Source organism: Methylobacterium iners (assembly GCF_022179305.1).
GTDB lineage: Bacteria > Pseudomonadota > Alphaproteobacteria > Rhizobiales > Beijerinckiaceae > Methylobacterium > Methylobacterium iners.
The window spans coordinates 32,641-59,106 of record NZ_BPQP01000056.1 but is presented as its reverse complement, the minus strand read 5'-3'; the positions used below and the strand labels follow the sequence as shown (position 1 = coordinate 59,106).

The following is a 26,466-nucleotide window of genomic DNA, read 5'->3' as shown; positions in this document are numbered from 1 at the left end:
CGCCGACCGCGCAGCAATGTATCGTCATTGAAGATACAAGCAGGATCGTCCTCATGCGTGTGCAGTTTTCCCGCTGGGGCAACAGCTTGGCCCTTCGCATCCCGGCCGTCGCGCTTGTCGATATCGGCGCGAGCGAAGGCATGGCGGCCGATCTCACCGTCGAGAAGGGCAAGCTCGTAGTCACGCCGATCGCAGCGCCGCCTCACTACAGCTTCGACGAGCTCCTGGCGGGCATCACGCAGGACGACCAGCTTGACGAGCTCTTCGAGGGCCCACCGGCCGGGAATGAAATCTGGTGAGCCCTACCGCCCCGACCTCGACGACCTCGTCTTCGTCGATTCCAGCTGGCCGGCCGGGACAGAACAGGCTTCTGCGCGACCAGCCCTCATCCTGACGCCGCACGCCTACCATGCTGCGACCGGCCGCTGTTTCGCCTGCCCGATCACCAGTCGGGTCAAAGACTATCCCTACGAGGTCGCATTGCCCGAGGGCCTCAAGACCCGCGCGGTCCCGATTGCCGATCAGGGCATGGCGCGTTCTTGGGCGGCACGCGGCGTCCGCTTCATCGAGGTTGCTCCACAGGCGTTGGTCGACGAGCCAAGGCGAAGCTCAAGGCCTTCCTACAGATTGCACAGAGCCTTCGAATCAATCGACACGCGCCGCTTCATCCCAAGGTCCTTTCATGCTTCGTCTCGCCCTCGCCGCCCTCCTCCTCGTCTCCACCGCCGCGCAGGCCGACGAATGCGACGGCCTGGCCGCCCGCATCGCCGCGGCGACCGGCGGCAAGGTCGCGCGCCGGCAGGGGCCGAGCATCGACATCAGGGTTCCGGGCAGCACCAAGCTCGACCTGACCTGCCGCGCTGAGCCGATCGCGCAGGCGGCCTCCGGCGATCCGAGCCCGTCCGCGGCCTACTTCCAAGTCCTGTCGATCGCGACCGAGATCGTCGTCGGCGAGCGCGCGGACGCCGCCCAGGCCATCCTCGTGCGGGCCTACGAGACGGCGCTGCGCGAGCGACGGAAATCCTTCATCCAGCAGAACGGCTGGTCGGCGAGCTGCTACACCGACAGCGCCGGCACGATCCGGACCCTGTGCTCGGTCGGGCGCATCCCGCCGGGGTGAGGCGCTTGACCGGACCTTGGGCCGAGCCGATCCTACCCTCGGAAGCCTCCGGTGCGGAGCGGACCATGACGGCATCCCTGACGAAAGACAGACCGCGCGACGCCCACCTCCGGTTCCAGGACTTCGTGGCGTCGCGGCCCGACGAGGAGAAATGGGAACTCATCGACGGGCGGTTCATCATGCAGGCACAGCCGAACATCGATCACCAGCTGATCGCCGGGAACCTCGACCGTCTCCTGAACGATGCCCTCGAACGCTTCGGTGCCGACCGCGTCGCGGTCCAGAACCCGGCCATCGATCTGAGACCGACCGTCGATAATCACACCTATGTTCCGGACGTGGCGGTCCTCGACAGCTCCGAGATCGTGCCGGGCCTGAACATCATGCAGACCTGCTACCTCGCAGCCGAAATCATCTCGGCCAACGACCGGCGCAAGCCGAGCGGGGCGGCCCGGGAAAAGATCGCCATCAAGGTCGAGAACTACGAGGCGCTGCCGGCCTGCGAAGTCATCCTGCTCATCGAGCAGGCTTCCTTCGACGTTACGGTGGCCGTGCGTGAAGGGGATCTCTGGGTCCGGCATCGGCTCACGAGTCTCGACGAACGTGTCGTTCTGCCGACAATCGGACTCGATTGCGCTCTGGCGGACCTTTACGCGCGCACTTCGCTCATGCGCGCGCGCAAGGCCCCCGCTCAGTAGTCGATCACGTCCTCCAATGCGTAGTGCTTCACCGTCTTCCGGTTGGCGATGAGCTCGTCGATGGTCGGCTCGCCGCGCATAGCCCGGCCAATCGCGAGCTTCGTCGCCTCGTAATTGGTCCGGTAGAGGTCCTTGTGATCGAGGTGGGGGTCGGAACCGCAGCGCTCGTCGAGCCAGATCATGATGATCATGCACAGCTCATCAAGACCGTCCTTCGGCAGGATGCCCTCGATCACGCAGTCGATGATGGCGTCGCCCGTCGCCGCCTGGACCACGCCGCCGAGGAGCTCGGCGTATTCGGCCGTGTGGATCGTGACCTTGGTGGTCATCATGGTGGCGGGGCGCACGAGCTGGTTGAGGTCGCGCACCACGAACATCCGGGTGTGGCCCTGGACCTGGCCCATCATCCCGGCGAAGGCCTGGCCGACGGGGCCGCGCGTCGAGCCGATCAGCACCTCGGGCATCGCGTCCGTGTACTGCCCCTCGGCGGCGAGCACGGTCGCCTCGCCGGTGCGAAACCAGATCTCGGACATGTTTGACCCTCTCGGAACGCGCTGCCCCATCAGCGGGCGCGGCGCGAGAAACACCACGCGGTGCACAGCGTCAATCGCCGACATCGCTCCCCGCCCCCTGGCCTCCGGCGCGACGATCGGCCATTAGCAGTCTCGGGCAGGACGAGAGCGCGCCGATGAGCGGGGATCAGGGGGAGCGGGACTGGACCCTGTCGGTCGCGCCGGTCGGCGACGGCGTGCAGGTCGAGCTGGGCCTGGCCGATCTCGGCGGCAGGCCGGTCACCGCCATCCTCACCCTCGACCGGCGCGATGCCCGTCTCTTCGCCCGGGCGCTCCTGGCCGCGGCAGGCGATGCCGCCGAGCGGACCTTCCCGCGCCCTCCCGTCGAGAAGCGGTGATCAATTCGGGTGCCGTGATCAACGCGATTCTGCACGTTCTCCACGCGCCGGCGCGCAGCGGCGGGCGTTGATCACCCCCGGCCGGAGGCGTCCCGTCGTCGGCTACTGGAAGCCGACCGGGTTGCGCCCGGGCAGGCGGGGCACCTTGGTGCCGCGCGGCTCGATCGGCGCGGCGCAGGCGTAGACGAACTCGGTCTGCAGGTCGGTGAACACCGTCTCGCCGGTGATCCGGCAATCCTCGCGCACGGTCTCGTCGAGATAGGTCCGGCCGGCCTCGCGGAAGCGCCTGGCCCGGGTCGCGGCCGGATCGGCGCCCTCGAGCCCGCAGCCGGCCACCTCGCGCAGGCCGTTCGAGACGATCAGCATGCGCCGCGCCTGGCGCTGGTCGTAGACCTCGTAGGGCTCGTTGCAGCCGATGGTGACCACCTGCGGCGTCAGGGCGACGTAGGTCTTCGAGATGTAGGAGAAGCCGACGCAGCCCGAGACCGCTAGGCCCACGAACGCGACGACCAGGGCGCCGCCAAGCTTCTGCAATGTTCCCGCGCCCCGCCTGTTCCCGCGCCCTGCATTGAAGCGAGGGGTTCGCGACGGTCAAGCGCCCGCCGGACACACCATCCGCCTTTTCGGGCGGGATGGTGTGCGCCACCCAAGCCCTTTCCCGCACGGGTGCAGCGAAGCGGAACCCGATCCGGGAGCCGGCACAAGAGGCCGCGAGGCGTCCGGACGACGGCGCCGATCGTTCAGAGCCGCCGACGCGGCTGGTCATCGGCTGGGTCCCGGATCGCCTCCCGCCGACGCTTCAGCCGTCCGGGAGAGGGGGCCGTGGCAGGCGCCGTCGGCCAGGGCCCGCCTCACTCCGCCGCGTCGAGGCGCGGACGCTCGATCTCGGCGCGCTCGCGCTTGACCAGCTCGGCGGTCAGGAACGCCACCTCCAGCGCCTGCTCGGCGTTGAGCCGCGGGTCGCAATAGGTGTGGTAGCGGTCCTGCAGGTCGTCCGCCGTCAGCGCCCGGGCGCCGCCGGTGCATTCGGTGACGTCCTTGCCCGTCATCTCCAGGTGGATGCCGCCGGCGATCGTCCCCTCCGCCCGGTGCACGCCGAAGAAGCCCTCGATCTCCTGCATCACGCGCTCGAAGGGCCGGGTCTTGTAGCGGCCGGCCGCGATCGTGTTGCCGTGCATCGGATCGCAGGCCCAGACGACCTTGCGGCCCTCGCGCTCGACAGCCCGGATCAGGCCGGGCAGGTGCTCGCCGACCCGGTCCGCGCCGAAGCGGCAGATCAGGGTCAGGCGGCCCGCTTCATTGGCGGGATTGAGCTGGTCCGCGAGTCTCAGGAGACCGTCGGCCGTCATCGAGGGCCCGCATTTCAGGCCGATCGGGTTCTTGATGCCGCGCGCGTACTCGATATGTGCGTGGTCAGGCTGGCGGGTGCGGTCGCCGATCCAGAGCATGTGGCCCGAGGTGGCGTACCAGTCGCCGCTCGTCGAATCGACGCGGGTCAGCGCCTCCTCGTAGCCGAGCAGCAGGGCCTCGTGGCTCGTGTAGAAATCGGTGGTGCGCACCTCCTGGTGCGTCTCCGGGTTGATGCCGATGGCGCGCATGAAGTCGAGCGCCTCGGTCATCCGCTCGGCGCAATCGACGTAGCGCGAGGATTGCGGCGAATCCTTCACGAAGCCGAGCATCCAGCGATGCGAGTTCTCGAGATTGGCGTAGCCGCCGGTCGCGAAGGCGCGCAGCAGGTTCAGCGTCGCCGCCGATTGCCGGTAGGCCTCGAGCTGCCGGCGCGGATCGGGCACGCGGGCCTCCTCCGTGAAGGTGAGGCCGTTGACGATGTCGCCGCGGTAGCTCGGCAGCGACACCCCGTCCAGGGTCTCGGTCGGCGAGGAGCGGGGCTTGGCGAACTGGCCCGCGATGCGGCCGACCTTCACCACCGGCGAGCCGCCGGCGAAGGTGAGGACGAGCGCCATCTGCAGGAAGACGCGGAAGAAATCCCGGATGTTGTCGGCCGAATGCTCGTCGAAGCTCTCGGCGCAATCCCCGCCCTGGAGCAGGAAGGCCTCGCCCGCCGCGACGCGGGCCAGCGACGCCTTCAGCTTGCGCGCCTCACCTGCAAAAACCAGCGGCGGAAACGACGCGAGCTGCGTCTCGACGCTCGCGAGGGCGGCGGCGTCCGGATAGGCCGGCACCTGCTGGATCGGCAGGTTGCGCCATGTCTTCGGTGTCCAACGCTCGCCCATCGTCAACTCCCGCGCACCTCTCAGGCGGCCACGCGCGGGACGACCCCGCGCGGAAGGCGCGGCTTATAGAGGGGTTTTTGGTGGGAAGCGAGGGACGGAAGGACGTAAGGAAAGCAACCCAGCTTTGTCGTTCCGGGTCCGCGAACTCGGTTTAACGGGGAACCCTGTCGGCTCTGGGCAGAACCGATCTGACATCAACCTTGTCGTTCCGGGCTGCCGAAGGCGAAGCCGGAATGACAGCGGTGGGTTCATGGCCGCCTTGAACAAGGGTCGGACTCACCGACGCTCCACGCTACCCGCCCTCGCCATCCTCGATCGCGATGCCGTGCTCGGCCAGGATCCAGAAGATGGCTTCCAGGTCCTCGGCCGTGACGTCGCGCTTGGGCAGCGCCTCCTCCAAATCCTCGTAGGTCAGGAACCGGACGGCCTGGGCGGCGGCCTTGGCGAGGAGACGATCGATCGTGCCCTGGAGGTCGGGCGCGAGCGCATCCTGGCTCGGCGGTCGGCCGACGAAGGCCGGCCGCACGGAATCGGCGAGAAGCCGGTCGATGACGGCCTGCCGCCGGTCGTGCGCGTCGTCGGTCATGGTGCCGATATGGCTCAGGCCGGGCCGCAATCCATACGCGGCGCTCAGCCGACGGCGACGGGACGCTTGGTCACCGACGGCACGCGCATGGTCACGAGCTCCTCCCCGGCGGTCGGATGCACCGCGATCGTGCGGTCGAAATCGGCCTTGGTCGCGCCCATGGTGACGGCGATGCCGACCGCCTGGATGATCTCGCCGGCATCGTGGCCGAGGACGTGCACGCCGACGACGCGGTTGCTCTCGGGCTCCACCAGCACCTTCATGAGCACCCGCTCGTCGCGGCCCGACAGGGTCGCCTTCATGGGGCGGAAGCTCGACTTGTAGACGTCGATCTCGCCGAAGAGCGCGCGCGCCGTGTCCTCGTTGTGCCCGACGACGCCGATCTCGGGCGTGGAGAACACCGCCGTCGGGATCAGCTTGTGGTCCACGCACCAGGACTTGCCGCCGAACACGGTGTCGGCGAAGGCGTGGCCCTCGCGGATCGCGATCGGCGTCAGGTTGGCGCGGTTGGTGACGTCGCCGACGGCGTAGATCGAGGGCACGCAGGTCTGCGAGAACGCGTCCGTCGGGATCGCGCCGAAGCGGTCGGTCTCGATCCCGACCTTGTCGAGGCCGAGACCCTCGACGTTGGGGCGCCGGCCCGTCGCGACGAGAACCTGATCCACCACGATTTCGCTGCCGTCGCCGAGCGTGGCCGCAATCGCGCCGTCGCGCCGGTCGAGGCGGTGGACGGTCTGGCCCAGGCGCAGGTCCATGCGCGCGGCGTAGGCCGCCCCCAGCGCGTCGCGGATCTCGTCGTCGAAGCCGCGCAGCAGCCGGTCGCCGCGATGCAGGAGCGTGGTGCGGCTGCCCAGCGACGCGAAGACGCCGGCGAACTCGACGGCGATGTAGCCGCCGCCGACGACGAGGATGCGCTCGGGCAGCGTCTCCAGCTCGAACACGCCGTTCGAGGTGATGGCGAGTTCGGCGCCGGGGATCAGCGGCTCCTTCACCGGGCGGGCGCCGACCGCGATCAGGACCACCTTCGCCCTCATCCGCTCGCCGCTCTCGACGAGGCGGACCGTGTGGGCGTCCTCGATCACGGCGCGCTGCGGCACCACGGTAACGCCGGCGCGCAGGAGGTTGGTGTCGTAGATGCCCTCGAGCCGCGCCACCTCCGCGTCGCGCCGCGCCTTCAGGGTCGCCCAGTCGAAGCGGGGCTCGGGCAGGGTCCAGCCGAAGCCGGCGGCGTCCTCGAACTCGTCGCGGAAGCGGCCGGCATAGACCATCAGCTTCTTGGGCACGCAGCCGCGGATGACGCAGGTGCCGCCGACCCGGTACTCCTCGGCGAGTCGCACCCGGGCGCCGTGCCCCGCCGCGATCCGGGCCGCGCGCACGCCGCCGGAGCCGCCGCCGATCACGAACAGGTCGGCGTCGAAATCGTCTCGCATGCGGGTCTTCCGGTCGGTGGTGGCGAGGCGCTTTATGGACCGTGGCCCGCCGGGTTCCAAGGGCGGGCCGGTGCGCCCAGGGGTCCGAGCGGGGTTCGACGTCGTTCACCGCGGGGACACGGAACCCACGTTCGTCATTCCGGGGCCGCTAAGCGGAGCCCGGAACCCAGAGCCGCTGCGCGTGCTCAGGATGGCACCGTTGGCGGTTATGGGTTCCGGGCTCCGCTTAGCGGCCCCGGAATGACAAACGTGGTTGTTCTAGCAGATCGGCTTCGTGCCTCGCCCATCCGACATGAGCCCGAGGTCGCTGCCCTGGCAGTCGCCTCAGCTCCCGGACTTGCGCACCGCGTCCGACACCGTGATCGGCTTGGGCAGCAGGCCGAGCTTGAGGAAGGTGTCGGCGATCCGCTGCTGGTCGGCCACCGCCGCCGCGTCGAGCGGGGTGACGCCGTAGCTCTGCCGCTTCAGGGCGACAGTCAGGACCGGCGCCGGGATGCCGACGGAGGGCGCGAGTTCGGCCGCGACGGCATCGGTGTTGTCCTTGGCCCAGAGGTCGATCTCGCCGATCGCGCCGATCAGGGCGTCGACCGCGGCCTTGTTCGCGTCCGAGAAGGCGCGCGTCGAGAGGTAGAACTGGCGGTTGGGCACGAGGCCGGTGCCGTCCGCGAGGATGCGCGCGCCGGTGGAGCGCTCGCCTGAGGCGAGGAAGGGGTCCCAGATCACCCAGGCGTCGACGGCGCCGCGGGCGAAGGCGGCGGCCGCGTCGGCCGGCGACAGGAAGGTCGGGGTCACCGCCTCGTAGGGCACCCCGGCCTGCTCCAGGGCCCGCACCAGCAGGTAGTGGACGTTCGAGCCCTTGTTGAGCGCGATCCGCTTGCCGCGCAGGTCCGCCACCGTCCTGATCGGGCTGTCCTTGGGCACGAGGATCGCCTCGCCGGCCGGCGCGGGGGGCTCGTTGGCCACGTAGAGGAAGTTCGACGGGTTGGCCGCCTGGGCGAAGATCGGCGGCGCCTCGCCCGCCGACCCGAAATCGACGGCGCCGGCATTGAGCGCTTCGAGGAGCGGGGGACCCGAGGGGAACTCCGCCCAGGCGACGCGGTAGCCCAACGGCTTCAGCTTCTGCTCCAGCAGGCCCTTGCCCTTGAGGAGCACCAGGGTCCCGTACTTCTGGTAGCCGACCCGGATGACGCGCTCCTCGGCCCGCGCCACTAGGGTGCCGAACAGGACGAGGGCCAGCACTAGGAGGACGTTCCAGGGGCGCCAGGCCGTGTCCTGGCGGAGGGCGAGGGTGCGCAGGGCGGAGCGGGGCATCGTCGGGACCATCCTCTCGGTCGGGTGGGAGGGTTCAGTGGGCTGCGACGCGGCGGCTCGGCACGATGTCGTTGGCCATGACCTCGCCGAACGGCCCGTCGTTGCGGGCGTGGCTCGGCGCGACGCCGGTGGTGCTGCGCAGGGGGAGCCTGGGGAAGACGAGCTCGGCGAAGCGGTAGGCCTCCTCGAGATGCGGGTAGCCCGACAGGATGAAGCGATCGATGCCTAGATCGATGTACTCTTTCATCCGGTCGGCGACCTGGTCGGCCGAGCCGACCAGCGCCGTGCCGGCGCCGCCCCGGACGAGCCCGACCCCGGCCCAGAGGTTGGGCGAGACCACGAGCTTGTCGCGGCGCCCCCCGTGGAGCGCCATCATGCGGCTCTGGCCGACGGAATCCTGGCGCTGCAGGGTCGCCTGCGCACGCGCGATGGTGGCGTCGTCGAGCCGCGAGATCAGGCTCTCCGCCGCCTCCCAGGCCGCGGCCTCCGTCTCGCGCACGATGACGTGGAGGCGGATACCGTACGAGAAGGTCTTGCCGCGCTTCTCGGCCGCCGCGCGCGCCGTGGCGATCTTCTCCGCGACGCCCGCCGGGGGCTCGCCCCAGGTCAGGTAGACGTCGCAATGCTCGGCCGCGACCTCGATGCCGGCGGGCGAGGAGCCGCCGAAATAGAGCGGCGGGTAGGGGTCCTGGCGGGGCGGGAAGATCACCCGGCCCTCCTCGACCCTGAGGTGCCGGCCCTCGTAGGTGACGGTGTCGCCCCGCAGCAGCCCGCGCCAAATGTGGAGGAACTCGTCGGTGACGGCGTAGCGCTCGTCGTGAGCGAGGAAGACGCCGTCGCCGCGCAGCTCGACGGGATCGCCGCCGGTGACGACGTTGATGAGGAGGCGCCCCTCGGAGAGCCGGTCGAGGGTGGCGGCCATGCGCGCGGCCATCGCGGGCTCCTGCAGGCCCGGGCGGACCGCCACGAGGAAGCGCAGGCGCTTCGTGAGCGGCACCAGCGCCGAGGCGACGACCCAGGAATCCTCGCAGGAGCGGCCCGTCGGCAGCAGCACGCCGTAATAGCCGAGCTCGTCCGCGCCCTGCGCGATCTGCCTCAGGTACGAGAGCGTGACCTCGCGGGCGCCCTCCGAGGCGCCGAGATAGCGCCCGTCGCCGTGGGTCGGCAGGAACCAGAGGACGTCGGCTTCACCGGACATGGGGCACTCCGAATTCTTCTCTCTCGAGGCCGCCGGTCAGGCCGGCGGGCGATCGCGCAGGAGGTGATCGAGGATGCGGCCCTCGAGCGCCGCGAGATCGGGGTCGCCGTGCCGGCGCGGGCGGGGCACGTCGACCTTGAGGTCGAGGGCGACGCGGCCGTCCTCGACGACGAGGATGCGGTCGGCCATCGCGGCGGCCTCCGCCACGTCGTGGGTGACGAGGATCGCGGTGAAGCCCTGCGCCCGCCAGATCCGCTCGATCATGGCCTGCATCTCGATGCGGGTGAGCGCGTCGAGCGCGCCCAGCGGCTCGTCCAGGGCGAGCAGGCCGGGGCGGCTGACCAGCGCCCGGGCCAGCGCCACCCTCTGGCGCTGGCCGCCCGAGAGCGTCGCGGGCCAGTTCCCGACCTTCTCCGCCAGGCCGACCTCGGCGAGCACGGCGAGCGCCCGCTCGCGCTTCGCGGCGCGCGAGCCGGCCTCGCCGAGGCCGACCGCGACGTTGTCGACGACCCGCGCCCAGGGCAGGAGGCGCGGCTCCTGGAACATGATGCGCTTGGTCGGACTGCGCTGCGCCCGCGACTCGAACGCGATCCGCCCGTCGCTCGGCGCCTCGAGGCCGAGGATGAGGCGCAGGAGCGTGCTCTTCCCGCAGCCGGAGCGGCCGACCACGGCCACGAACTGGCCGGCCGGAATGTGCAGGTCGAGCCCGGAGAGGACGACGTGGCCGTCGAAGGATTTCGAGACGCCGCGCAGGGTGACGCCGACGCCCTCGCCGGCCTGGCGGGTCGCCTCCGGCGGAGCGGCGCCCGCCCGCGGGGCGGCCCGGCGCACGGCCGTCTTGACGTCTTCGTGGGCGCTGAGCGTCGTGGCGAGCATCGTGTTGCGAACCGATGGCGTTTCGAGGGCGGGGCGGCGTTCAGTCGGGCTCAGATGTTCCGGTAGGCCGGGTTCCAGGCGAGGAAGCTGCGCTCCAGGACCCGGGTCAGGGCGTCGGCGGCCTTGCCGAGGCCGGCATAGATCACGATCGCCAGCACCACGACGTCGACCAGCATGAACTCGCGGGCCTGCATCGCCATGTAGCCGAGGCCGGACGAGGCCGAGATCGTCTCGGCGACGATGAGCGTCAGCCACATGATCCCGAGCGCGTAGCGAAGGCCCACGAAGACCGAGGGCAGCGCGCCCGGCAGGATGACCCGCCGGAACAGCGTTCCCGACGACATCCCGTAGACCCGTCCCATCTCGATGAGCTGCGGATCGACGGAGCGGATGCCGTGGAGGGTGTTGGCGTAGATCGGGAAGAACACGCCGATCGCGACCAGGAAGAGCTTGGCCTCCTCGTCGATCCCGAACCACAGGATCACCAGCGGGATCAGCGACAGGTGGGGGATGTTGCGGATCATCTGGAGCGTCGTGTCGGTGAGGCGCTCGGACAGCCGCGACAAGCCGTTGGCGAGGCCGAGGCCGAAGCCGATGCTGCCGCCGATCAGGAAGCCCGTCGCCGCCCGCAGGAAGCTGACGCCGAGATTGGTCCAGAGCTCGCCGCTGCGCGCGGCGGCGATGCCGGCCGCGATCACGTCGGTGGGCGCGGGCATGAAGCGCGTCGAGACGAGCCCCGCGGAGGCGGCGGCCTGCCAGCCGAGCAGGATGGCGGCCGGCACCAGCCAGGGCGTCAGGCGGGCGGACAGGTGGGAGAGCGTGCGGGCCATGGCTCAGGCCCGGCCGGCGGCGAGGCGGGGGAGGCGCGCGCTCATCGCGCGATCTCCCCGGTCGCGGCGCAGATCTCGTCGTAGGACAGCACCGTCCCGCGCCGGGCTCCGAGGATGCCGGCGAGCTGGCCGGCGGCCTCGCCCACGCGGCGCAGGACGCCCTCGTCGACGAGGACGCCATCCCGGAACTCGGCGTCGCAGGCATAGATCGCGGTCGGCAGGGCCAGCGCGTTGAAGAAGCCGAAGAGGGGCCGCAGGCTGTGCTCCACGACGAGCGCGTGGCGGCTGCCGCCCCCGGTCGCGGCCAGGATCACCGGCTTGTTGGCGAGCGCCTCGGGATCGACGAGGTCGAACAGGTGCTTGAACAGGCCCGAATAGGCGCCCTTGTAGACCGGCGTGCCCACGATGAGGGCGTCGGCGTTCTCGATGGCCTCGGTGACCCGCCGGGCCGGCAGGGGCAGCGCGTCGCGGGACCAGGCCGAGCCGAGGCCGGGCCCGGCATCGACGATGTCGAAGCGCCGGACGTCCACGTCCAGCCGCTCGGACGCGACCGCGGCGATCGTCTCGACCAGGGCGCGGGTCTTCGAGGGTCTCTGCGTGTTTCCGCTGAAGCCGACGATACGAAGCGACATCGATCCTGTCCGATCAAACGGGGTGGGCGGAGCATCCGCGCAGCGGACCGGATGCCGTCTCGGACGCCGGATGGAGCATCCGCCGGGCCTGTCCTCGAGCGCCCAAAGTCTGTCCGGGCGGGCCGTATCCGTCAATGAAACGTACTTTTGAAAGAACGCGCGAACGGAGATGAGTCTTCGCGGGAAGGCCGAGTCCGGGAGATGATCAGCCTCCCGTCCATCGAACCTGCAGTCCTTTGCCTATCCTGACCGGCCGCAGGACGCTCCGCCTGTTCGTTTTGACGAACAACGAAAAGCGGCGGGCATCGCGGCCGATCGAGCTTTGGCGCGCAGTCGCGGAGGCCGCAGCCGCTCACTTGGCGGCTCGAAGCCAATCCGTGAACCCTGAGGCGAAGCCGTTCGCCGCCCGGTCGAACAGGTCGTCCATGCCGCCCGAGACGAGGGCCGCGTCGATCAGCGTACCGCCCACGCCCTGGCCGGCCGCGCGCAGGGTCTTCGCGCCCAGGTAGCGCGTCAGGACCGCGCCCGTCCGCGCATCGACGATGTCGATATCCGCGCCGACGATCGGTCCGCCGCCCGCGATGACACGCATCAGGGGCGAGGGGATGGAAACGCTCGTGATCGTGGTGACGAGGCGGACGGATCGGCTCCCCTGCGGCCTCTCCGCCAGGCTGCGTTCGAGGGCGGCCCTCAGCCGGGCCGAGGCCACGGCATCGACGTGGGCGCGGATCTCCGCCGGCGTCGCGGGCGACGCTTCCTGCGCTGCCTGGGCCCGCCTCACGCGGTAGGCGTCGACCGCCTCGGTCCAATCGATCTGGGTTTCGGGCGGGACCCGCACCTCGATGCTGGTGAAGCGAAGATCGGCGGTCTCGACGGAGGACAGCGTGTTCGTCGTGCTGGCGAGGCAGCCGCCGAGCAGGAGCGCCCCGCAAAGGGCGAGGAGGCGTGAAAGGGTGGGCATGAGGCAGCCTGTGCGTTGAGAGCGCGGCACAGCTTGCGCCGCTAACAACGCCCTAGGGTTGTCGACGCCTCCGATCTGCAACGCTCCCGCAACAGGGCCGACCCGGGCGAGGGTTATCCCCTGCGGGCGATACTCATCCGGTCGCAGGCGGGCCGCATCGCGCCGCCCGTCCGAACCCATGCGGACCGTCCCGCGATCCCGACCCTGCAAACGGAAACGGCGCCGCCCGCAGGCGACGCCGTCATCTGAGACCGACCGCGAGGGCGGTGGTTACTTGATCTTGGCTTCCTTGAAATCGACGTGCTTGCGCACGACGGGATCGTACTTCTTCATCGAGAGCTTCTCGGTCTGCGTCCGGGAGTTTTTCTTCGTGACGTAGAAGTAGCCGGTGTCGGCGGTGGAAACGAGCTTGATCTTGACGGTGACGGCCTTGGCCATGGCGCGGCGCTCCTGAAGCTGCGGCATTCCGCATGAGCGAAACGCAAAAGGGCCGGGAGGGCCCGGCCGAATACGGGGCGGTGCATGCCCGATCGGCCCTCCCGCGTCAAGGGTGCGCCGGCCTCGACCCGGAGACGAGGAGGGCCGCGACGTAGGCGAGGAACAGGCCGCTGAGGGCGTAGGCGAAGCCGTGCGGCGCCATCAGGTCCATGCCGCCGCCGATCACCGGCGGCCCCAGCATCAGGCCGATATTGTAGAGCACGATGAAGGCGGCGTTGGCGCCCGCGAGGTCGCCGCCCCGGACGCTCGCGCCGAGATGGGCGAGCCCGACCGTGTAGAGGGTTCCGGCGAGCCCGCCCGAGACGAAGAGCAGAGCCAAGAGGAGCGGGAACGAGGCCGAGGCGAGCGGGATGAAGGCGCAACCGACGGCGCCGCCGAGCGCCGAGCCGAGGAGGACGCGGCGGCGGTCGACCTTGTCGGCGAGCCAGCCGAACGGGATCTGGAAGAGGACGTTGCCGAGCGAGAGCACGCTCACGAGCCCCGCCGCGGTCTCGGCCTCGTAGCCGAGGCGAAGGCCGTAGAGCGGCAGGATCGCGAAGCCGCCGGTCTCGACCGCCCCGTAGGCCAGAGCCGCGAGCGTCGCGGCGGGCACCAGCCTGGCATAGCCGAGGAACGACCGGCTTCCGCCGCCCGTGAGGTGGGGCGACAGCCCGCGCGCCAGGAACAGCGGGATCATGCCGAAGAGGAACAGGGCCGCGCCGGCGAGGTAGGGCGGGTAGCCCTCGGTGCCGAGGACAGCGAGCAGGGTCGGGCCGACGGCGAAGCCGAGGGCGAGGACGCTGGCATAGATGCCCATCACCAGGCCGCGCCGGGCGGGCGGCGCGGCATGGTTGATCCAGAACTCGGAGAGCACGAACAGCACGCCGAGCGCCGCCGAGAAGATGAAGCGCAGCACGAACCACCAGGCGATGCCGTGCAGGAGCTTGAAGGCGACGAGCGTCAGCGCGCCGGTCCCGATCGCCAGGAGCAGCAGGCGAACGACGCCGACCCGCGCGGCGAGCCGGGGCACGAAGGGCACGGTGACGATGCTCGCCAGCCCCGCCACGGCGGTGTTCACGCCCACCAGCGTGCTGGAGGCGCCCATCCGCGACATCTCGATCGACAGCAGCGGGATCGACAGGCTGAGGCCGATGCCCACCACGGCGATGCAGGTGATCGCTGCCGTGATCGCCGCGATGCGGGCGCGGTCGAGCGCATCCGTGGGGGTTCTGTCGAGCATGGGGCGGATATGGGGTGCCGAGGCTGCGGCCGGGAAGGCCCCTCTCGCACGGCGCCGCTTCGCTATGCGTGTCCGGGTGCGTTGCGTGCCCCTCTCCCCGCCGGCTGTCAGCGTCACGCCTCGTCGCCGTGAACGGGCTCCGCGACGGGGCTCCCTCTCCCAGGGGGAGAGGGTTGGGGTGAGGGGAGCGAACTCTCCGGATGGGGCACGCCCCTCACCCTGTCCCTCTCCCCCTAGGAGAGGGGACCCGCGGGTCGCGCGACGGGCGTCGGTTCAGCGTCGGGCTCCCGTCCGAGACGACTCAGCGCACCGCCGCCCGCGGGGACCTCTCGTCGCCCGGCATGGGCTGGCGCTCGAAGGGCTGGCCCTCGCGCAGGTCGGCCGGGGGGCCGAGCACGATGCGCTCGTCGCCCTCCAGGCCGCCGGTCAGCTCGATCGTCGTGCCGAGGTCGCGGCCGATCTGGACGCCGCGCCAAGTCACGGTGCCGTCGTCGCGGGCGACCACGACCTGGGTGCCGCGCTGGTTGAACACGAGCGCCTCGGCCGGGATCATCACGCCCGGCGCCGTCCGGGGCACCTTGAGCGTCACGTAGACGTAGAGGCCGGCGCGCAGGCTGCCGTCCTTGTTGGGAACGTCGACCTGGGTCGTCAGGGTGCGGGAGGCGGTCTGCAGGGCCACCGAGCTGCGCTCGACCTGGCCGGAGAAGCTGCGCTCGGGCATCTGCGGCACCTTGATCACGGCGTCGAGGCCCGGCTTGACGCCGATCGCGGCGTTCTGCGGCACGTTCACGGAGACGCGCAGGATGTCGTCGCGCTCCATCGAGAGGAGCGCCGTCCCGGTGCCGTCGGCGTGGACGAGGTCGCCGACGTCGACGCTGCGCGCGGTGACGACGCCGTCGAAGGGCGCGGTGACGTCCTTGAAGCTCGCGAGCGCCTTGAGCCGGTCGACGGTGGCGGCCTGCGCCTTGATGTTGGCCTCGGCCACCTTCACGCCCGCCTCCGCCGAGGCGAGGGTCGCGCTCTGGCTCAGCACGCCCGCCTGCGAGGTATCCGCGTTCTGCTTCGAGGCCCAGCCCTGGGTCGCGAGCGTCGAGGTGCGGTTGTTGGTGGCGTTGGCGAGGTTCACGTTGGCCTTGGCCTGATCGACCATCGCCACGGCCTGCAGCCTCTGCGCCTCGAGCTGGCCGACCTGCGCCTCCGCCTGGGCGAGCTGCTGGTCGAGATCAGGGGCGGCGATGCGCAGGAGCACGTCGCCCTTGCGCACCCGGCTGCCGAGGTCCACCCGGCGCTCGGCGATGTAGCCGGTGGCGCGGGCGAACAGCGAGGCCCTGGCGAAGGCGTCGGTCTGGCCGGGCAGGGTCAGCTCGACCGGCTTCTCGGTGCGCTGGACGGACGCCGTGCGGAGCTTGGGCACGAAGGTGTTGACCTTGCGCTGGGTCTCCGCGGCGGCCGCGCGCCGCTGCCACTGACCGTAGCCGCCATAGCTGAGCAGCCCGATCGCGACGAGGGCGACCAGCACGAAGGGACCCTTGCGCGGGGGCGGAGGGATCTCGGCGGTCTCGTGAGGGCTCGAATGCGGCTTCACCGGCGTAAAGCTCTCAGGTCTGACATCATCAACGTCGTGTCACGGCAACGCATCATGCGTAATCTTGTAGCGGCCTCACCTCGCCGCGCCGCAGGAGCGCGTAGAGGAAGGGCACGAAGAGCAGCGTCGCGGGGGTGCCCACCGCGATGCCGCCCATCACGGCCCGTGCCAGCGCCGCGTTCTGCTCGCCGCCCTCGCCGGTCCCGAGCGCCATCGGGATCAGGCCGAGGAACATCGCACCCGCCGTCATCAGCACCGGCCGCAGGCGGGTCTCGCCCGCCAGCAGCGCCGCCTCCACCGCGCCGCAGCCCGTGGCCTCCCGGTGCTCCCGGGCGAAGGTCACGAGCAGGATCGAGTTGGCCGAGGCGATGCCCACCGACATGATCGCTCCGAAGAGTGAGGGAATCGAGAACGTCGTGCCCGTGATGAACAGGCTTGCGACGATCCCGCAGAAGGCGAGCGGCAGGGCCAGGATCACCACGAAGGGGTCGCCCCAGCTCTGGAAGTTGACCGCCATCAGCAGGTAGACGGCCACCAGCGCGATGGCGAGGCCGATCTGCAGGCGGAAGAAGGCCGATTGCATGCTCTCGATCTGGCCGCGCACGGTGATCTTGTCGGGCGCCGGCAGGTTCCTCTGCTCCTCCTCGACGATCTTGCGGATGTCGCGCGCCACCGAGCCGAGGTCGGAATCCTGGACCGCGGCGTAGACGTTGAAGGTCGGCTGCGTGTTGACGTGGTTGATCACGGTCTGCGAGCCCTCGCGGCGCATCGTCGAGACGCTGGAGAGAAGGGTCAGCACGCCGGGCCGCTCCGAGCCGCCCTCGACGAGGAGCGGCGTGTTCTGCAGCGCGGTCAGCGAATCGTTGCGGTATTCCGGCGTCTGCACCCAGAGCTGGTACGGGATGCCCGATTTCGGGTCGCTCCAGAAATTCGGCGTCACCTGGAAGGAGCCCGAGAGCGAGACGTTGAGCCCCTGGGCGATCTGCTGCTGCGTCAGCCCGAGCTCGGCGGCGAGCTTGCGGTCGACGTCGACGAAGAATTGCGGCGTGCCGACGATCTGGTGGAGGTGCACGTCGACGGCGCCGCGGGTCTCGCGCAGCCGCCGGACGATGTTCTGGGCGACCTCCAGGTCCTTCGCGGTGTTGCGGCCCGACACCTGGATGTCGATCTGCGCCAGCGTGCCGAAGTTGAGGATCTGCGTGATGATGTCGGAGGGCTGGAAGTAGAACACGACGTCGGGGAAGCGCTCGCGCAGGACTTCGCGCAGACGCTTGGTGTAGTCCGCCACCGAGCCGTGTCCCTTCTTCAGGTTGATGAGCATCTGGCCGTCGTTGTAGGCGACGAAGGAGCCGTCCGAGAAGGCGAAGTTGTAGTTGTTCGCCGGCAGGCCGATGTTGTCGAGGACCTGATCGATCTCCTCCTCGGGGATCACCTCGCGCACCACGCGCTGGACCTGCGCGAAGACCTGCTCGGCGGCCTCGATGCGCATGCCGGGCCGGGTGCGCAGGTGCAGGGTCATCTGGCTCGAGGCGACCTGCGGGAAGTAGTCCTGGCCGACGAAGGTGAAGAGCCCGGCCGATCCGGCGAGCACGCAGCCCACGAAGGCCAGCGTCGCGACGCGGCGGCGCAGGGCCACGTGCAGCAGGCCGACATAGCCGCGCTGGAACCGGGCGAAGCGGGCTTCGAACCCGCGCCGGAAATGCCCGGCGAGGCGGAACAGCGGGCGCGACAACCATTCGAGCGCCGTCGCGATGCGGCCCCGGCGCGGAGCCTCCCTGTCGCCGTGGCGCGCCGCGTATTCGGGTGCGACCAGCACGTCGATGAGCACCGGCACCAGGGTGCGGGACAGGGCGTAGGAGGTCAGCATCGCGAAGACGACGGCCATCGCCTGCGGCGTGAAGAGATATTTCGGCGTGTCGGTGAGCGCGAAGACGGAGACGAAGGCCGCGCAGATCGAGAGCGTCGAGATCAGCGCGGGCTTGGCGATGCCGGCCGCGCCCTCGACGACGGATTTGCGGAAGGGCTCGCCCTCCTCGAACATCCGGTAGGTGTTCTCGACCGCGACCGTGGCGTCGTCGACGAGGATGCCGACGGCGAGCGCGAGGCCGCCGAGCGTCATGACGTTGATGGTCTCGCCGAGCGCCGCCAGGATCGACAGCGAGGTCAGGATGCAGAGCGGGATCGAGATCAGCACGACGATGGTCGAGCGCCACGACCCGAGGAAGAGCAGGATCGTCAGGCCGGTCAGGCTCGCGGCGATGATCGCCTCGTGGATCACGCCCTCGATCGCCGCCGAGACGAAGACGGACTGATCGAAGAGCGGCTTGATGCTCATGCCCTCGGGCGCCGCCGCGCGGATGTCGGGCAGGGCCGCCTTGACGTTGTTGACGACGTCCAGCGTCGAGGCGGTACCGTTCTTGAACACCCGCATCAGCACCGAGGGCAGGCCGTCCGAGCGCACGATGTTGACCTGCGGCGGGCCGCCGTCGCGCACGTTGGCGACGTCGCGCACGAGGACGGGCTGGCCGGCGACCACCTTGATCGGGATCTGGTTCAGCGCGTCGATCGCACCGGGCGAGGCGTTGAGCTGGACCGGGTATTGCTGCTCGCCGATCTTGGCGAGGCCCGAGGGCACGGTCAGGTTCTGCGCGCTCATCGCGTTCGTGACGTCGATGACGGTGAGCCCCAGCGCCTGCAGGGCGTGGAGGTCGAGGTCGACCATGATCTGGCGGGGCGTGCCGCCGAAGGGCGAGGGCAGCGTCGAGCCCGGGACCTGGGTGAGGCGCTGGCGGATGCGGAACTGCGCGTAGTCGAAGACCTTGGTGAGGCTCTCCTTGTCGGAGGTCAGCGCGAGCTGGATCACCGGGACGGTCGAGGCCGAGAAGCGCAGCACGATCGGCGGCTGCACGCCGGGCGGCATCGTCGCGCGGATCGAGTTCATCGCCGAGACGACCTGCGTGATCGCGAGGTCGATGCTCACCGCGCCGTCGAAATAGACCTTCTGGACCGCCGTGCCCTGCAGGGTGGTCGATTCCATCCGGGCGATGTTGTTGACGTTGTTGGAGAGCGAGAACTCGGCGTAGGTGGTGATGCGCCGTTCCATCTCGGTGGTCGAGAGGCCGTTATAGGTCCAGACCACCACCACGACCGGGATGTCGACGGTCGGCAGCACGTCCTTGGGCGCGACCACGACCGCCGCCCCGCCGCCGAGCATCATCAGCACGGCGAGCACGTAGATCGTGATGCGGAACTTCAGCGCGTACTGGACGAGGCCCATGCAATCTCCGCGGCGCCGCGACGGTCCGTGGTTGCACAGGCGGAGGGCCGATGCAGCCGTGACGCCGGGACGCAGGGTTTTGGAGGACGGGGCTTTTCAGACGGAAGACGTCGGCAGGAGGACTGAGCCGGGCGCTCGGTGCGCGGACCTTCGTCAGGGCGGCCGGCTCTCAAACAAGCGACAGCTCCAGGATGTGCAGCCCACGAATACATCCTAGCATTACCTGTGCCGGTAAGGGTATCGTCGTCATGCTCCGCTGGCCTGCCCGCCTGCTTTGGATGACCGCTTGACCGCCGATCCGCTGCGAACCGAACAGGTCAAGCTCACCGCGACCTACGTGAACAACCTTGCGACCGCGATCTTCGCGATCGGCGGCCTAACGCCGATCTTCACTGCCCTCTCCGCGTCGGGCCCGTCGCTCGTGCCGCGCAGCGTGATCGGGGCCATCTCGCTCGTTCGCTGCCTGGCGAGCGCGGCCCTACATTGGTCGGCAAGGCGCTATCTCAGGGAGATGATGCGGCCATGACCACGGACATTCTGCTGCTGCTCATCCTGCCGGTCGGCGGCCTCGCGCTCGGGCTCGGCACGCTCTACTTCGCGCGTCGCGCGCATTGAGGCCATTCCTCCTGTGAGGGATGGAGCGGCTGCCGGATGGCCCTTCTGTCTTCCGCAGCGTCATGAACATCTCAGCCCAGGAACGCTGCACGAAGCGCATTGTCCGTGGGCCGGCTACCTCTTCTCCGCACCCCGGCAGATCCCCTTCAGCACCGCCCAGTCCGCCTCGTCGAGAATCCGCGCCTGCTCGGATTCCCCCCCGGCCTGCGCGCGGATGCGCTTGGCCCGCTCGTCGGTGAAGGGGTGGCTGCGCAGGAAGTCGCTTGCGCCCTCGCGCTTCTCGTTCCCCGCGATCCGCTCCAGCACGCTGGCCAGCGCCTCGCCGCGGCCGCCCGCCCCGGTCATCGTCGCCACGGCGTAATCGTCGGCGGCGCGTTCCGCGTCGCGGGAATAGCCCGCCGAGATCGCCGCCTGGCCGGCGGCGACGATGATCGTCGACCCCGTGAGGTCGCCGAGGACGAGGCTGAGGAGGAACGAGGTTCCGCTCGCCGCGATGAGCGAGCGCATTGGGTCCCGGGCGGCGACGTGGCCGAGCTCGTGCGCGAGGACGCCGGCGAACTCGTCCGCGCTCTTCGATCGCTCGATCAGGCCCGAGAGCACGATCACCCGTCCCCCGGGCAGGGTCAGGGCGTTGGCCATGTCGTGCTTGCGCACGCTGACCCGGATCTCTGCCGGCAGGTTACGCCCCTGCGCCAGGCGCTGCACGAGGCGGTCGAGGACGGCCCGGGCCGGCGCGTGGCTGCATTCGGGCGGCTCGTCGAGGAGCCGGACGATCTCGCCGTCGACGACCGCGCCGAGCCGCGCCTCCAGGCCGGACGGCACCAGGGGGGCGAGCCGAACGGCGACCGCCGGAACGCCGAAGATCGCCACGAGCAGCACCGAGAGGCCCGCCGCGACCGACCAGAGCACGAGCCGAAGCCGCCCGCCGCCCTCCGCCTTCTCCTCCTGCTCGAAGTCCGGGCAGGCGGCGCGCAGGGAGGCCGCGAAGACCTCGTCGGAGAACTCGACGAGCGCGGGATCGCCTGCCCTTCGAAGCCGCGTGATCGGCGGTACGGCGCCCGCCGTCCGGACCGCGAACAGGTCCCAGGCAAGGGCGATGCCCTCGCCCGTGATCGCGAGCTGGTCGGTCAGCCGAAGCTCGACCGGGTGGGGGCGCGCGCTGCGGCCGTCGAAATAGGTGCCGGCCGCCGTCGGTCCCGACACTAGAAGCCGATCTCCAGGGCGCCGCCGACGTCGAGCGCATCGGCCATGCCCTCGTTGAGGCCGCTCGCCTGGCGGCGGCTCGACGCGAGGACGGCATCGAGTTCGCCCGCATTCTCCACGACCGTGGTCGCGGCGACCGCGTGCCAGAGCCGGGCCGTGATGACGCGGACGTAGAGCACCGCGGCGAGGAGCGCGCCGCCGAGATAAAGCACGATGGCGCCAAGTGCGATCGCGATGTGGAAGCCGCTCTCGGCGCCCGCCGTCCGAAAGAGCAGCCCGCCGAGGAGGACGATGATTCCGAGGACGAGAACGAACCCGATGATCGACAGGAAGTAGACGATGTAGGGCCAGTAGAATTGCCGCGCCCGGAGGTTCGAGGCGAGGCGCACGGGCCCGAGGCTCGCGGCGTTCATGAAGACCCGCGTCTCGCGGGCCCGGTAGAACGGGATCAGCAGCAAAGCCGCGATCAGGCCGAAGCTCGGGGCCGCGACGAGGGCCACGCCGAGGGGTCCGCCGACGGAATCCGCGTAGTCCGGGTTGAGGACGCTCTTGCCCAGCGCGTCGGTCTCGATGAGGTCGGAGGGAATGGTGTAGCCGAGCGCGATGAAGGCGGCGACGAAGCTCCCGACGATGGGCAGGAGCACGACCGCGTAGAAGAGCAGCCAGGGCAGGAGGATCGACAGCCCCCTCGCCTCGGACTTCATGCGGCTCGCGCCGATGAGGGTGTGATTGATCCGATAGCGCTCCAGCGCGGCCCGCATGAAGGGGAAGGCGAGGCCCGACGTCAGGAAGGTGAGGGTCCACCAGCCCGCGGCCATGAGCGCGTAGACGAAGCCGGAGCCGTCCTGCCCGAGGCGGATGCCCCGCCACAGGGTCCGGGAGGCCCGGTAGCGGCGGCCGCGATAGAGGGCGTATTGCCCGAGAAGGAACAGGACGGCGAACGAGACGAGGCCGCCGACGGGCGCGAGCCACGGCAGGGAGATCGTGGCGACGAAGATCGCGACGTAGATCGGGATGAGGATCGCCAGCGCGACGAGGAAGCCGAGGAAGAGCTCCTTGCCCCGGCCCGTGTACTCGGCCGGGCTGCCGTCGACGATGGTGCGGCTCCAGAAGTAGCGGCGCAGCTCGGTCACGTACCAGAAGCGGTAGATGCCGAAGGTGATCAGCGAGAGCAGGAAGCCCCGCACGGCGATGCCCGTGAGCCCCGGAACACGCCGGTCGAACCCGATCTCGCCGGTCCGGCCTGCCGCCGCACCCTGCCCGCCGCCGAAGGAAACCATGCCGCCCGCCTCTCCGCTGATCGATCCCGTCAGGCTTCGATGATCCGAGGGTTGCAGCACCGGTTCAAGTTGCAAATCGCACATCGCCCGGTGCGGCGAGGCGGAGCGGTGCCGTGCAGGCCCCTTCAAGTCAAGGTTGCGATCCGCGGTCGTCCGGGCGGCGGCCATCCGGGGACGCGGAAGCGGGCGGCGCGTGGCGGATACAACATTTGTTTAACCAAACTGCATTATAGATCCACGTCCTCGCCGAGCGCCCCCGGACTGCATGAGCACTTCCTTCGCCCCCGGAGCCCTCGCGGCGCGCGGCATCGCGGGGGTCGCGCTCGTCCTCCTCTGCCCGTTCCTGGTTCTCGCCGCACCGCGCGGCGACACCGTCGCGGTCGTGGGCGGCCCGGCCAGAACCATGCCCGAGATGGCCCGGATCGTGGCGGGGGCCGGAGGCGACATCCTGCGGGCGGGGGCGGCGGACAACGTCATCATCGCCCGTTCGGGGGAGCCCGGCTACGTGCTTCGCCTCTACGCGGAGGGCGCCTGGCTCGTGCTCGATCCCATCGTCGCGACGCTGTGCGGCGCCGACCTGCCGCCGCGACACCGCCCGCCGACCCAAGCAGCCCGAGCGACCCCGCCGTCATGACCGATCTCGACACGCTCCGCGCCAGCTTCGCGCGCTTCCTGGTGGGCCTCCTCTGGTGCCACGTCGCGCTCGTCGCGGTCGGCGAGATGATCCTGGGGCAGGGCTTCTCCTTCGGGCCCGTCCTGGCCGCGGCCCTCCTCGCCGGGGTGACGACGGCGTTCTGGTGGAACGATGCGACCGGCCCCGCGACGCGGATCGTCAGCGCGGTCGCGCTGATCGGCATGGCGGCCGTCTTCCTCTTCGCCCTGGCGGCCCATCCCTGGCAGATCGACCTGCACATGTACTTCTTCGCCTGCCTCGCCGTGCTCGTAGGCTGGTGCGACTGGCGGGTGATCCTGGCCGCCGCGGCCGCGACGGCGCTTCATCACCTCGCCCTCGATCGCCTCATGCCGGCGCTGGTGTTCCCGGGCGATTCGGCGGGCGGCGATCTCGCGCGGGTCGTGCTGCACGCCGTCATCGTCGCCGTCGAGACGGGGGTCCTGATCTGGACCTGCCGCACGATCGAAGGCTCGTTCGCGGCGCTCGCGGATTCCGAGCAGGCCGCGCAGACGCAGCTTGCCCGGATGAGGGGCCTCGAGAACGCCGCCGTCGAGGCGCGGGGCGAGGCCGAAACGGCCCGGCGCCAGGGCACGCGGCAGCTCGCGGATACCTTCGAGCAGGCCGTCGGCGAGATCGTCGCGAAGGTCTCGGCCGCCGCCTCCGAGCTTCAGGGCACCGCCCAGGGCATGAGCGCCACCGCCGACCGGACCGCGACGCAGTCGACGCGGGCCGCCGAGGCCGCGGGCGACGCGTCGGGCAGCGTCGACGCGGCCGCGGGCGCGGCCGAGGAACTCGGGCAGGCGGTCGGGGAGATCGGCCGGCAGGTCGACGGCTCGGCCGGCCTCGTCCAGGCCGCGGTCACGGACGCCGACGCCACCGTCGCCCTCGTGGGGGAGCTCAGCGCGGCCGCGTCGCGCATCGGCGACGTCGTCGGCCTCATCTCGCATCGCCTCGCAGACCAATCTCCTGGCGCTCAACGCCACCATCGAGGCGGCGCGGGCCGGCGAGGCGGGCCGCGGCTTCGCCGTGGTCGCCTCCGAGGTCAAGGAGCTCGCTTCCCAGACGACGCGGGCGACGGAGGAGATCTCCGGGCAGATCGGCCGCATCCAGGACGCCACGGGCCAGGCCGTGTCGATCATCGGCTCGATCACGGGCCGCATCCGCGAGATCAGCGACGTCACGACGGCGATCGCGGCGGCGGTCGCCGAGCAGGGCGCGGCGACCCAGGAGATCGCCCGGACCGTGAACCAGGCCGCCTCCGCGACCGGGGGCGTCACGCAGGTCGTGGCGGGGCTGGCGGGGGCGGCCGGCGAGACGCAATCGGCCGCCGCGCAGGTCCTGACCTCGGCCTCCGGGCTCTCGCGCGAGGCCGAGCACCTCAACGGCGAGGTCGCGCGGTTCCTCTCGACGATCCGCGCGGCCTGAGCCTGGCTCTCAGTCCTGGCATGTCGGGCGGCGACCTCGTGCCGACCTACAGCTCGTGAGGCGTTCTCAACGGCTCACACCCCCCTGCGAGAGCTGCATCGTCAGGCGTATCGCGAGGTAGAGGCGCGGCGTCAGGCTATCGAGCACCGCAAACTCGTCGGGGCTGTGATAGCGGCCGCCGACCACGCCGAGAGATTCGAGCACGGCAGGCTTGTCCGGGCTGTCCGGCTGGAAGGCATAGGCTGCATCCGTGCCGCCGCCGATCTCCACGAGCTTCAGGTCGCCGCCGACCTCGCGGTAGATGGCCCGCGCCTGCTCGCCGAGGCGGCGCGTTGCAGGGTTCGCCGGCAGCGGCGGGCGGCCCCGCGCGAGATCGAAGGTCACTTGGGTGTCGGGCACGCGGCGATTCTCGACGATCCGGCGCGCCTGAGTCAGGACGCGGTCGTACTCGCCGGCCTCGAAGTAGCGCATGTCGCCCTCGGCCTTGGCGAGGTCCGGGATGATGTTCGACTTGGTGCCGCCCTGGACCACCGTCCAGTTGAGGCTCGTGCCCTTCCCCTTGTCGCCGAGTTCCTGCAGCTGCAGGAGCTGATGGGCGAGTTCGGTCACGGCGTTCCGGCCCGCCTCCGGCGCGCCGCCGGCGTGGGCCGAGTGCCCCTTCACGGTGAGGCTCGCGTAGTTGATTCCCTTCGTGGCGATGGTCGCCGCATCGACCGCCTCGTCGGCGAAGGTCGGCTCGAAGGAGAGCACCGCGTCCTGGTCCGCCGCGACCGCCCGGATCGCGTCCTGCGAGCCGCGCGAGCCGCGCTCCTCGTCCGGGTTGAAGACCACCGTGATCTGCCCGTAGCTCGTGAAGTCGAGGGCCTTCAGGGCGGCGAGCGTGTGCAGGATGATGGCGATGCCGGCCTTGGCGTCGGCCACGCCCGGTCCGTAGGCGCGCCCATCCCGTTCCGTGTAGGGACGCTTGGCCGCCTCGCCCTCGCCGAAGACCGTATCGTAGTGGACGATCATCATCAGCTTGGCGCGGCCCGATCCCTTCAGGGTGCCGATCAGCGTGTTGCCGCCGAAGGGCGGGGCCGGCCGCGCCTCGACGGCAACGCCGAGGGCTTCGAGCCGAGTGCGCAGCAGGACTTCGAGCTTCGACAGGCCAGGAACCTGCCCGGTGCCGGTATCGACGTTGACGAGGCCGGCGAGCGTCTCGCGCAGGGGCCGATCCTGCGCCTTCGCGGCGGCGAGCACCGTCGCGTCCGGCTCGGCATCGGCCGCGAGCGGGGCAAGGGCCAGGGTGGCGGCCAAGGCAAGCGTTCGGATCATCGGGTGTCCTCTTCGGGCTGGTTCCGTTCGTCTGGGGGCCGGGCCGAACACGGTTCGCGTCGGCCCGCCGCAGCTCGCGACGCCTGATGATCGTGGAGCCCGCTGGAAGTTCCGGAACAGGCGCCGGGTCGGCCGTTCATCGGATCATCCAACGCGCGTTTCGCCGGAAGTCCCTATCGGCCAGCTCTGAGAGGCCGCTGTTCGCGTTGTCCTCCCGGATGCAACATCAACGGCTGCGACCGCGATGGTGACATTCGAGGTTTTTCGGCTCAGGGCCGAACGCGACGCCGAACATCCGTTCGGAAGCGGAAAGGCAGCGAAACGCCCGTGGCGAGTGGCACCAAGCGTCAGGCTTCCATTAGCAACAGCGGAAACCGCTGCCGTTGCCAACGCCGAACCGGGCGTTCTCGCGATTGCGGAAGAATTCGCGCTCGGTCATCGGCGCCTGGTCGGGATGCGTCTTCGCGATGTGGGCGACGTAGGCCCCGTAATCGCCCTGCCCCACCATGAGGCGGGCGCCGTCGCAGACGCATTTGCCGAGCGCCTTCAGGCGCTCGCGATAGCCCTGGGACGCGGCCATGCCCATCATCG

26 protein-coding genes and 1 pseudogene are annotated in these 26,466 nt (G+C 70.3%); 8 read left to right on the top strand and 19 right to left on the bottom strand.

Annotation, left to right across the window (positions count from 1 at the left end; all coding sequences use genetic code 11):
• The first annotated feature begins 53 nt into the window (after positions 1–53).
• The 4 genes from MFF55_RS17110 (at position 54) to MFF55_RS17100 (ending at position 1,818) form a co-directional block, all read left to right on the top strand.
• Positions 54–299 (top strand): AbrB/MazE/SpoVT family DNA-binding domain-containing protein, encoded by a 246-nt coding sequence (locus tag MFF55_RS17110; RefSeq protein WP_238245306.1) that lies wholly within the window; start codon positions 54–56, stop codon positions 297–299.
• Positions 286–864, top strand: coding sequence for a type II toxin-antitoxin system PemK/MazF family toxin (locus MFF55_RS27190; protein ID WP_373874823.1), 579 nt, complete (start codon positions 286–288; stop codon positions 862–864). Before MFF55_RS17110 ends, MFF55_RS27190 begins: the two co-directional genes overlap by 14 nt.
• Positions 752–1,120: a hypothetical protein gene (locus tag MFF55_RS17105; RefSeq protein WP_373874825.1), complete on the top strand. Its 369-nt coding sequence runs from the start codon at positions 752–754 to the stop codon at positions 1,118–1,120. The genes MFF55_RS27190 and MFF55_RS17105 overlap by 113 nt, the downstream gene beginning before the upstream one ends.
• 65 nt (positions 1,121–1,185) lie before the next feature.
• A complete protein-coding gene (locus tag MFF55_RS17100; RefSeq protein ID WP_238245304.1) occupies positions 1,186–1,818 on the top strand; it encodes a Uma2 family endonuclease in 633 nt (210 codons plus the stop codon).
• On the opposite strand, the gene fae is transcribed toward MFF55_RS17100, so the two are convergent.
• The gene (fae, locus tag MFF55_RS17095; protein ID WP_238245303.1) at positions 1,812–2,351 is read right to left on the bottom strand and encodes a formaldehyde-activating enzyme; all 540 of its coding nucleotides are present in this window, start codon (positions 2,349–2,351) and stop codon (positions 1,812–1,814) included. The genes MFF55_RS17100 and fae overlap by 7 nt on opposite strands.
• 155 nt (positions 2,352–2,506) lie before the next feature.
• On the opposite strand from fae, the gene MFF55_RS17090 reads away from it, so the two are divergent.
• Positions 2,507–2,728 carry a hypothetical protein gene (locus MFF55_RS17090; protein WP_238245302.1) on the top strand — a complete coding sequence of 74 codons (222 nt, stop codon included), beginning with the start codon at positions 2,507–2,509 and terminating at the stop codon, positions 2,726–2,728.
• Positions 2,729–2,830: 102 nt separating this feature from the next.
• Here MFF55_RS17090 and MFF55_RS17085 read toward each other — a convergent pair whose 3' ends face one another.
• From MFF55_RS17085 to MFF55_RS17020, 14 genes are all read right to left on the bottom strand, one after another.
• Entirely contained in the window at positions 2,831–3,262 is a 432-nt protein-coding gene (locus MFF55_RS17085; RefSeq protein WP_238245301.1) for a hypothetical protein, read from the bottom strand.
• A 317-nt stretch (positions 3,263–3,579) separates the two neighbouring features.
• Positions 3,580–4,962: a class II 3-deoxy-7-phosphoheptulonate synthase gene (locus MFF55_RS17080; RefSeq protein ID WP_238245300.1), complete on the bottom strand. Its 1,383-nt coding sequence runs from the start codon at positions 4,960–4,962 to the stop codon at positions 3,580–3,582.
• Between the two features lie 292 nt (positions 4,963–5,254).
• Positions 5,255–5,548 carry an RNA polymerase sigma factor region1.1 domain-containing protein gene (locus MFF55_RS17075; RefSeq protein WP_238245299.1) on the bottom strand — a complete coding sequence of 98 codons (294 nt, stop codon included), beginning with the start codon at positions 5,546–5,548 and terminating at the stop codon, positions 5,255–5,257.
• Between the two features lie 44 nt (positions 5,549–5,592).
• Entirely contained in the window at positions 5,593–6,978 is a 1,386-nt protein-coding gene (gor, locus tag MFF55_RS17070) for a glutathione-disulfide reductase (protein WP_238245298.1), read from the bottom strand.
• A gap of 324 nt (positions 6,979–7,302) precedes the next feature.
• Complete coding sequence (locus MFF55_RS17065; RefSeq protein WP_238245297.1) at positions 7,303–8,289, bottom strand: sulfonate ABC transporter substrate-binding protein; 987 nt, start codon at positions 8,287–8,289, stop codon at positions 7,303–7,305.
• 34 nt (positions 8,290–8,323) lie between these two features.
• The gene (gene ssuD, locus MFF55_RS17060; protein WP_238245296.1) at positions 8,324–9,487 is read right to left on the bottom strand and encodes an FMNH2-dependent alkanesulfonate monooxygenase; all 1,164 of its coding nucleotides are present in this window, start codon (positions 9,485–9,487) and stop codon (positions 8,324–8,326) included.
• Between the two features lie 36 nt (positions 9,488–9,523).
• Positions 9,524–10,363 (bottom strand): ATP-binding cassette domain-containing protein, encoded by an 840-nt coding sequence (locus tag MFF55_RS17055; RefSeq protein ID WP_238245295.1) that lies wholly within the window; start codon positions 10,361–10,363, stop codon positions 9,524–9,526.
• Between the two features lie 50 nt (positions 10,364–10,413).
• A complete protein-coding gene (gene ssuC / locus MFF55_RS17050; protein WP_238245294.1) occupies positions 10,414–11,193 on the bottom strand; it encodes an aliphatic sulfonate ABC transporter permease SsuC in 780 nt (259 codons plus the stop codon).
• A 41-nt stretch (positions 11,194–11,234) separates the two neighbouring features.
• Positions 11,235–11,825, bottom strand: a complete 591-nt coding sequence (gene msuE / locus MFF55_RS17045) for an FMN reductase (RefSeq protein WP_238245293.1) — start codon at positions 11,823–11,825, stop codon at positions 11,235–11,237.
• Positions 11,826–12,177: 352 nt separating this feature from the next.
• Positions 12,178–12,786, bottom strand: a complete 609-nt coding sequence (locus MFF55_RS17040; protein WP_238245292.1) for a hypothetical protein — start codon at positions 12,784–12,786, stop codon at positions 12,178–12,180.
• Positions 12,787–13,056: 270 nt separating this feature from the next.
• On the bottom strand, positions 13,057–13,224 hold the full coding sequence (gene rpmG, locus MFF55_RS17035; RefSeq protein ID WP_132250518.1) for a 50S ribosomal protein L33: 168 nt from the start codon (positions 13,222–13,224) through the stop codon (positions 13,057–13,059).
• Between the two features lie 106 nt (positions 13,225–13,330).
• A complete protein-coding gene (locus MFF55_RS17030) occupies positions 13,331–14,503 on the bottom strand; it encodes an MFS transporter (RefSeq protein WP_238245291.1) in 1,173 nt (390 codons plus the stop codon).
• Between the two features lie 301 nt (positions 14,504–14,804).
• On the bottom strand, positions 14,805–16,088 hold the full coding sequence (locus tag MFF55_RS17025; RefSeq protein WP_238245290.1) for an efflux RND transporter periplasmic adaptor subunit: 1,284 nt from the start codon (positions 16,086–16,088) through the stop codon (positions 14,805–14,807).
• A 52-nt stretch (positions 16,089–16,140) separates the two neighbouring features.
• Entirely contained in the window at positions 16,141–19,365 is a 3,225-nt protein-coding gene (locus tag MFF55_RS17020; RefSeq protein ID WP_238245289.1) for an efflux RND transporter permease subunit, read from the bottom strand.
• Positions 19,366–19,651: 286 nt separating this feature from the next.
• On the opposite strand from MFF55_RS17020, the gene MFF55_RS17015 reads away from it, so the two are divergent.
• Positions 19,652–19,891, top strand: coding sequence for a hypothetical protein (locus tag MFF55_RS17015; protein ID WP_238245288.1), 240 nt, complete (start codon positions 19,652–19,654; stop codon positions 19,889–19,891).
• 203 nt (positions 19,892–20,094) lie between these two features.
• Here MFF55_RS17015 and MFF55_RS17010 read toward each other — a convergent pair whose 3' ends face one another.
• Both MFF55_RS17010 and MFF55_RS17005 read right to left on the bottom strand, forming a co-directional pair.
• Positions 20,095–21,183, bottom strand: a complete 1,089-nt coding sequence (locus MFF55_RS17010; RefSeq protein ID WP_238245287.1) for a M48 family metallopeptidase — start codon at positions 21,181–21,183, stop codon at positions 20,095–20,097.
• Positions 21,183–22,463, bottom strand: coding sequence for a YjgN family protein (locus MFF55_RS17005; protein WP_238245286.1), 1,281 nt, complete (start codon positions 22,461–22,463; stop codon positions 21,183–21,185). Before MFF55_RS17005 ends, MFF55_RS17010 begins: the two co-directional genes overlap by 1 nt.
• A gap of 265 nt (positions 22,464–22,728) precedes the next feature.
• On the opposite strand from MFF55_RS17005, the gene MFF55_RS17000 reads away from it, so the two are divergent.
• On the top strand, positions 22,729–23,097 hold the full coding sequence (locus tag MFF55_RS17000) for a hypothetical protein (protein ID WP_238245285.1): 369 nt from the start codon (positions 22,729–22,731) through the stop codon (positions 23,095–23,097).
• Positions 23,094–24,561: pseudogene (locus MFF55_RS16995) on the top strand (methyl-accepting chemotaxis protein). The gene MFF55_RS17000 and the pseudogene MFF55_RS16995 overlap by 4 nt, the downstream one beginning before the upstream one ends.
• Positions 24,562–24,627: 66 nt before the next feature.
• Here MFF55_RS16995 and MFF55_RS16990 read toward each other — a convergent pair.
• A complete protein-coding gene (locus MFF55_RS16990) occupies positions 24,628–25,875 on the bottom strand; it encodes a glutamate carboxypeptidase (RefSeq protein ID WP_238245284.1) in 1,248 nt (415 codons plus the stop codon).
• Between the two features lie 358 nt (positions 25,876–26,233).
• Positions 26,234–26,464: a YbdD/YjiX family protein gene (locus MFF55_RS16985; protein ID WP_238245283.1), complete on the bottom strand. Its 231-nt coding sequence runs from the start codon at positions 26,462–26,464 to the stop codon at positions 26,234–26,236.
• Positions 26,465–26,466: the final 2 nt, after the last annotated feature.

Coding starts and splice junctions, on each gene's coding strand:
- MFF55_RS17110 (WP_238245306.1), top strand. CDS start 54: ATGCGTGTGCAGTTTTCCCGCTGGGGCAACAGCTTGGCCCTTCGCATC.
- MFF55_RS27190 (WP_373874823.1), top strand. CDS start 286: ATGAAATCTGGTGAGCCCTACCGCCCCGACCTCGACGACCTCGTCTTC.
- MFF55_RS17100 (WP_238245304.1), top strand. CDS start 1,186: ATGACGGCATCCCTGACGAAAGACAGACCGCGCGACGCCCACCTCCGG.
- fae (WP_238245303.1), bottom strand. CDS start 2,351: ATGTCCGAGATCTGGTTTCGCACCGGCGAGGCGACCGTGCTCGCCGCC.
- MFF55_RS17090 (WP_238245302.1), top strand. CDS start 2,507: ATGAGCGGGGATCAGGGGGAGCGGGACTGGACCCTGTCGGTCGCGCCG.
- MFF55_RS17080 (WP_238245300.1), bottom strand. CDS start 4,962: ATGGGCGAGCGTTGGACACCGAAGACATGGCGCAACCTGCCGATCCAG.
- MFF55_RS17075 (WP_238245299.1), bottom strand. CDS start 5,548: ATGACCGACGACGCGCACGACCGGCGGCAGGCCGTCATCGACCGGCTT.
- gor (WP_238245298.1), bottom strand. CDS start 6,978: ATGCGAGACGATTTCGACGCCGACCTGTTCGTGATCGGCGGCGGCTCC.
- MFF55_RS17065 (WP_238245297.1), bottom strand. CDS start 8,289: ATGCCCCGCTCCGCCCTGCGCACCCTCGCCCTCCGCCAGGACACGGCC.
- ssuD (WP_238245296.1), bottom strand. CDS start 9,487: ATGTCCGGTGAAGCCGACGTCCTCTGGTTCCTGCCGACCCACGGCGAC.
- MFF55_RS17055 (WP_238245295.1), bottom strand. CDS start 10,363: ATGCTCGCCACGACGCTCAGCGCCCACGAAGACGTCAAGACGGCCGTG.
- ssuC (WP_238245294.1), bottom strand. CDS start 11,193: ATGGCCCGCACGCTCTCCCACCTGTCCGCCCGCCTGACGCCCTGGCTG.
- msuE (WP_238245293.1), bottom strand. CDS start 11,825: ATGTCGCTTCGTATCGTCGGCTTCAGCGGAAACACGCAGAGACCCTCG.
- MFF55_RS17040 (WP_238245292.1), bottom strand. CDS start 12,786: ATGCCCACCCTTTCACGCCTCCTCGCCCTTTGCGGGGCGCTCCTGCTC.
- rpmG (WP_132250518.1), bottom strand. CDS start 13,224: ATGGCCAAGGCCGTCACCGTCAAGATCAAGCTCGTTTCCACCGCCGAC.
- MFF55_RS17030 (WP_238245291.1), bottom strand. CDS start 14,503: ATGCTCGACAGAACCCCCACGGATGCGCTCGACCGCGCCCGCATCGCG.
- MFF55_RS17020 (WP_238245289.1), bottom strand. CDS start 19,365: ATGGGCCTCGTCCAGTACGCGCTGAAGTTCCGCATCACGATCTACGTG.
- MFF55_RS17005 (WP_238245286.1), bottom strand. CDS start 22,463: ATGGTTTCCTTCGGCGGCGGGCAGGGTGCGGCGGCAGGCCGGACCGGC.
- MFF55_RS17000 (WP_238245285.1), top strand. CDS start 22,729: ATGAGCACTTCCTTCGCCCCCGGAGCCCTCGCGGCGCGCGGCATCGCG.
- MFF55_RS16990 (WP_238245284.1), bottom strand. CDS start 25,875: ATGATCCGAACGCTTGCCTTGGCCGCCACCCTGGCCCTTGCCCCGCTC.
- MFF55_RS16985 (WP_238245283.1), bottom strand. CDS start 26,464: ATGATGGGCATGGCCGCGTCCCAGGGCTATCGCGAGCGCCTGAAGGCG.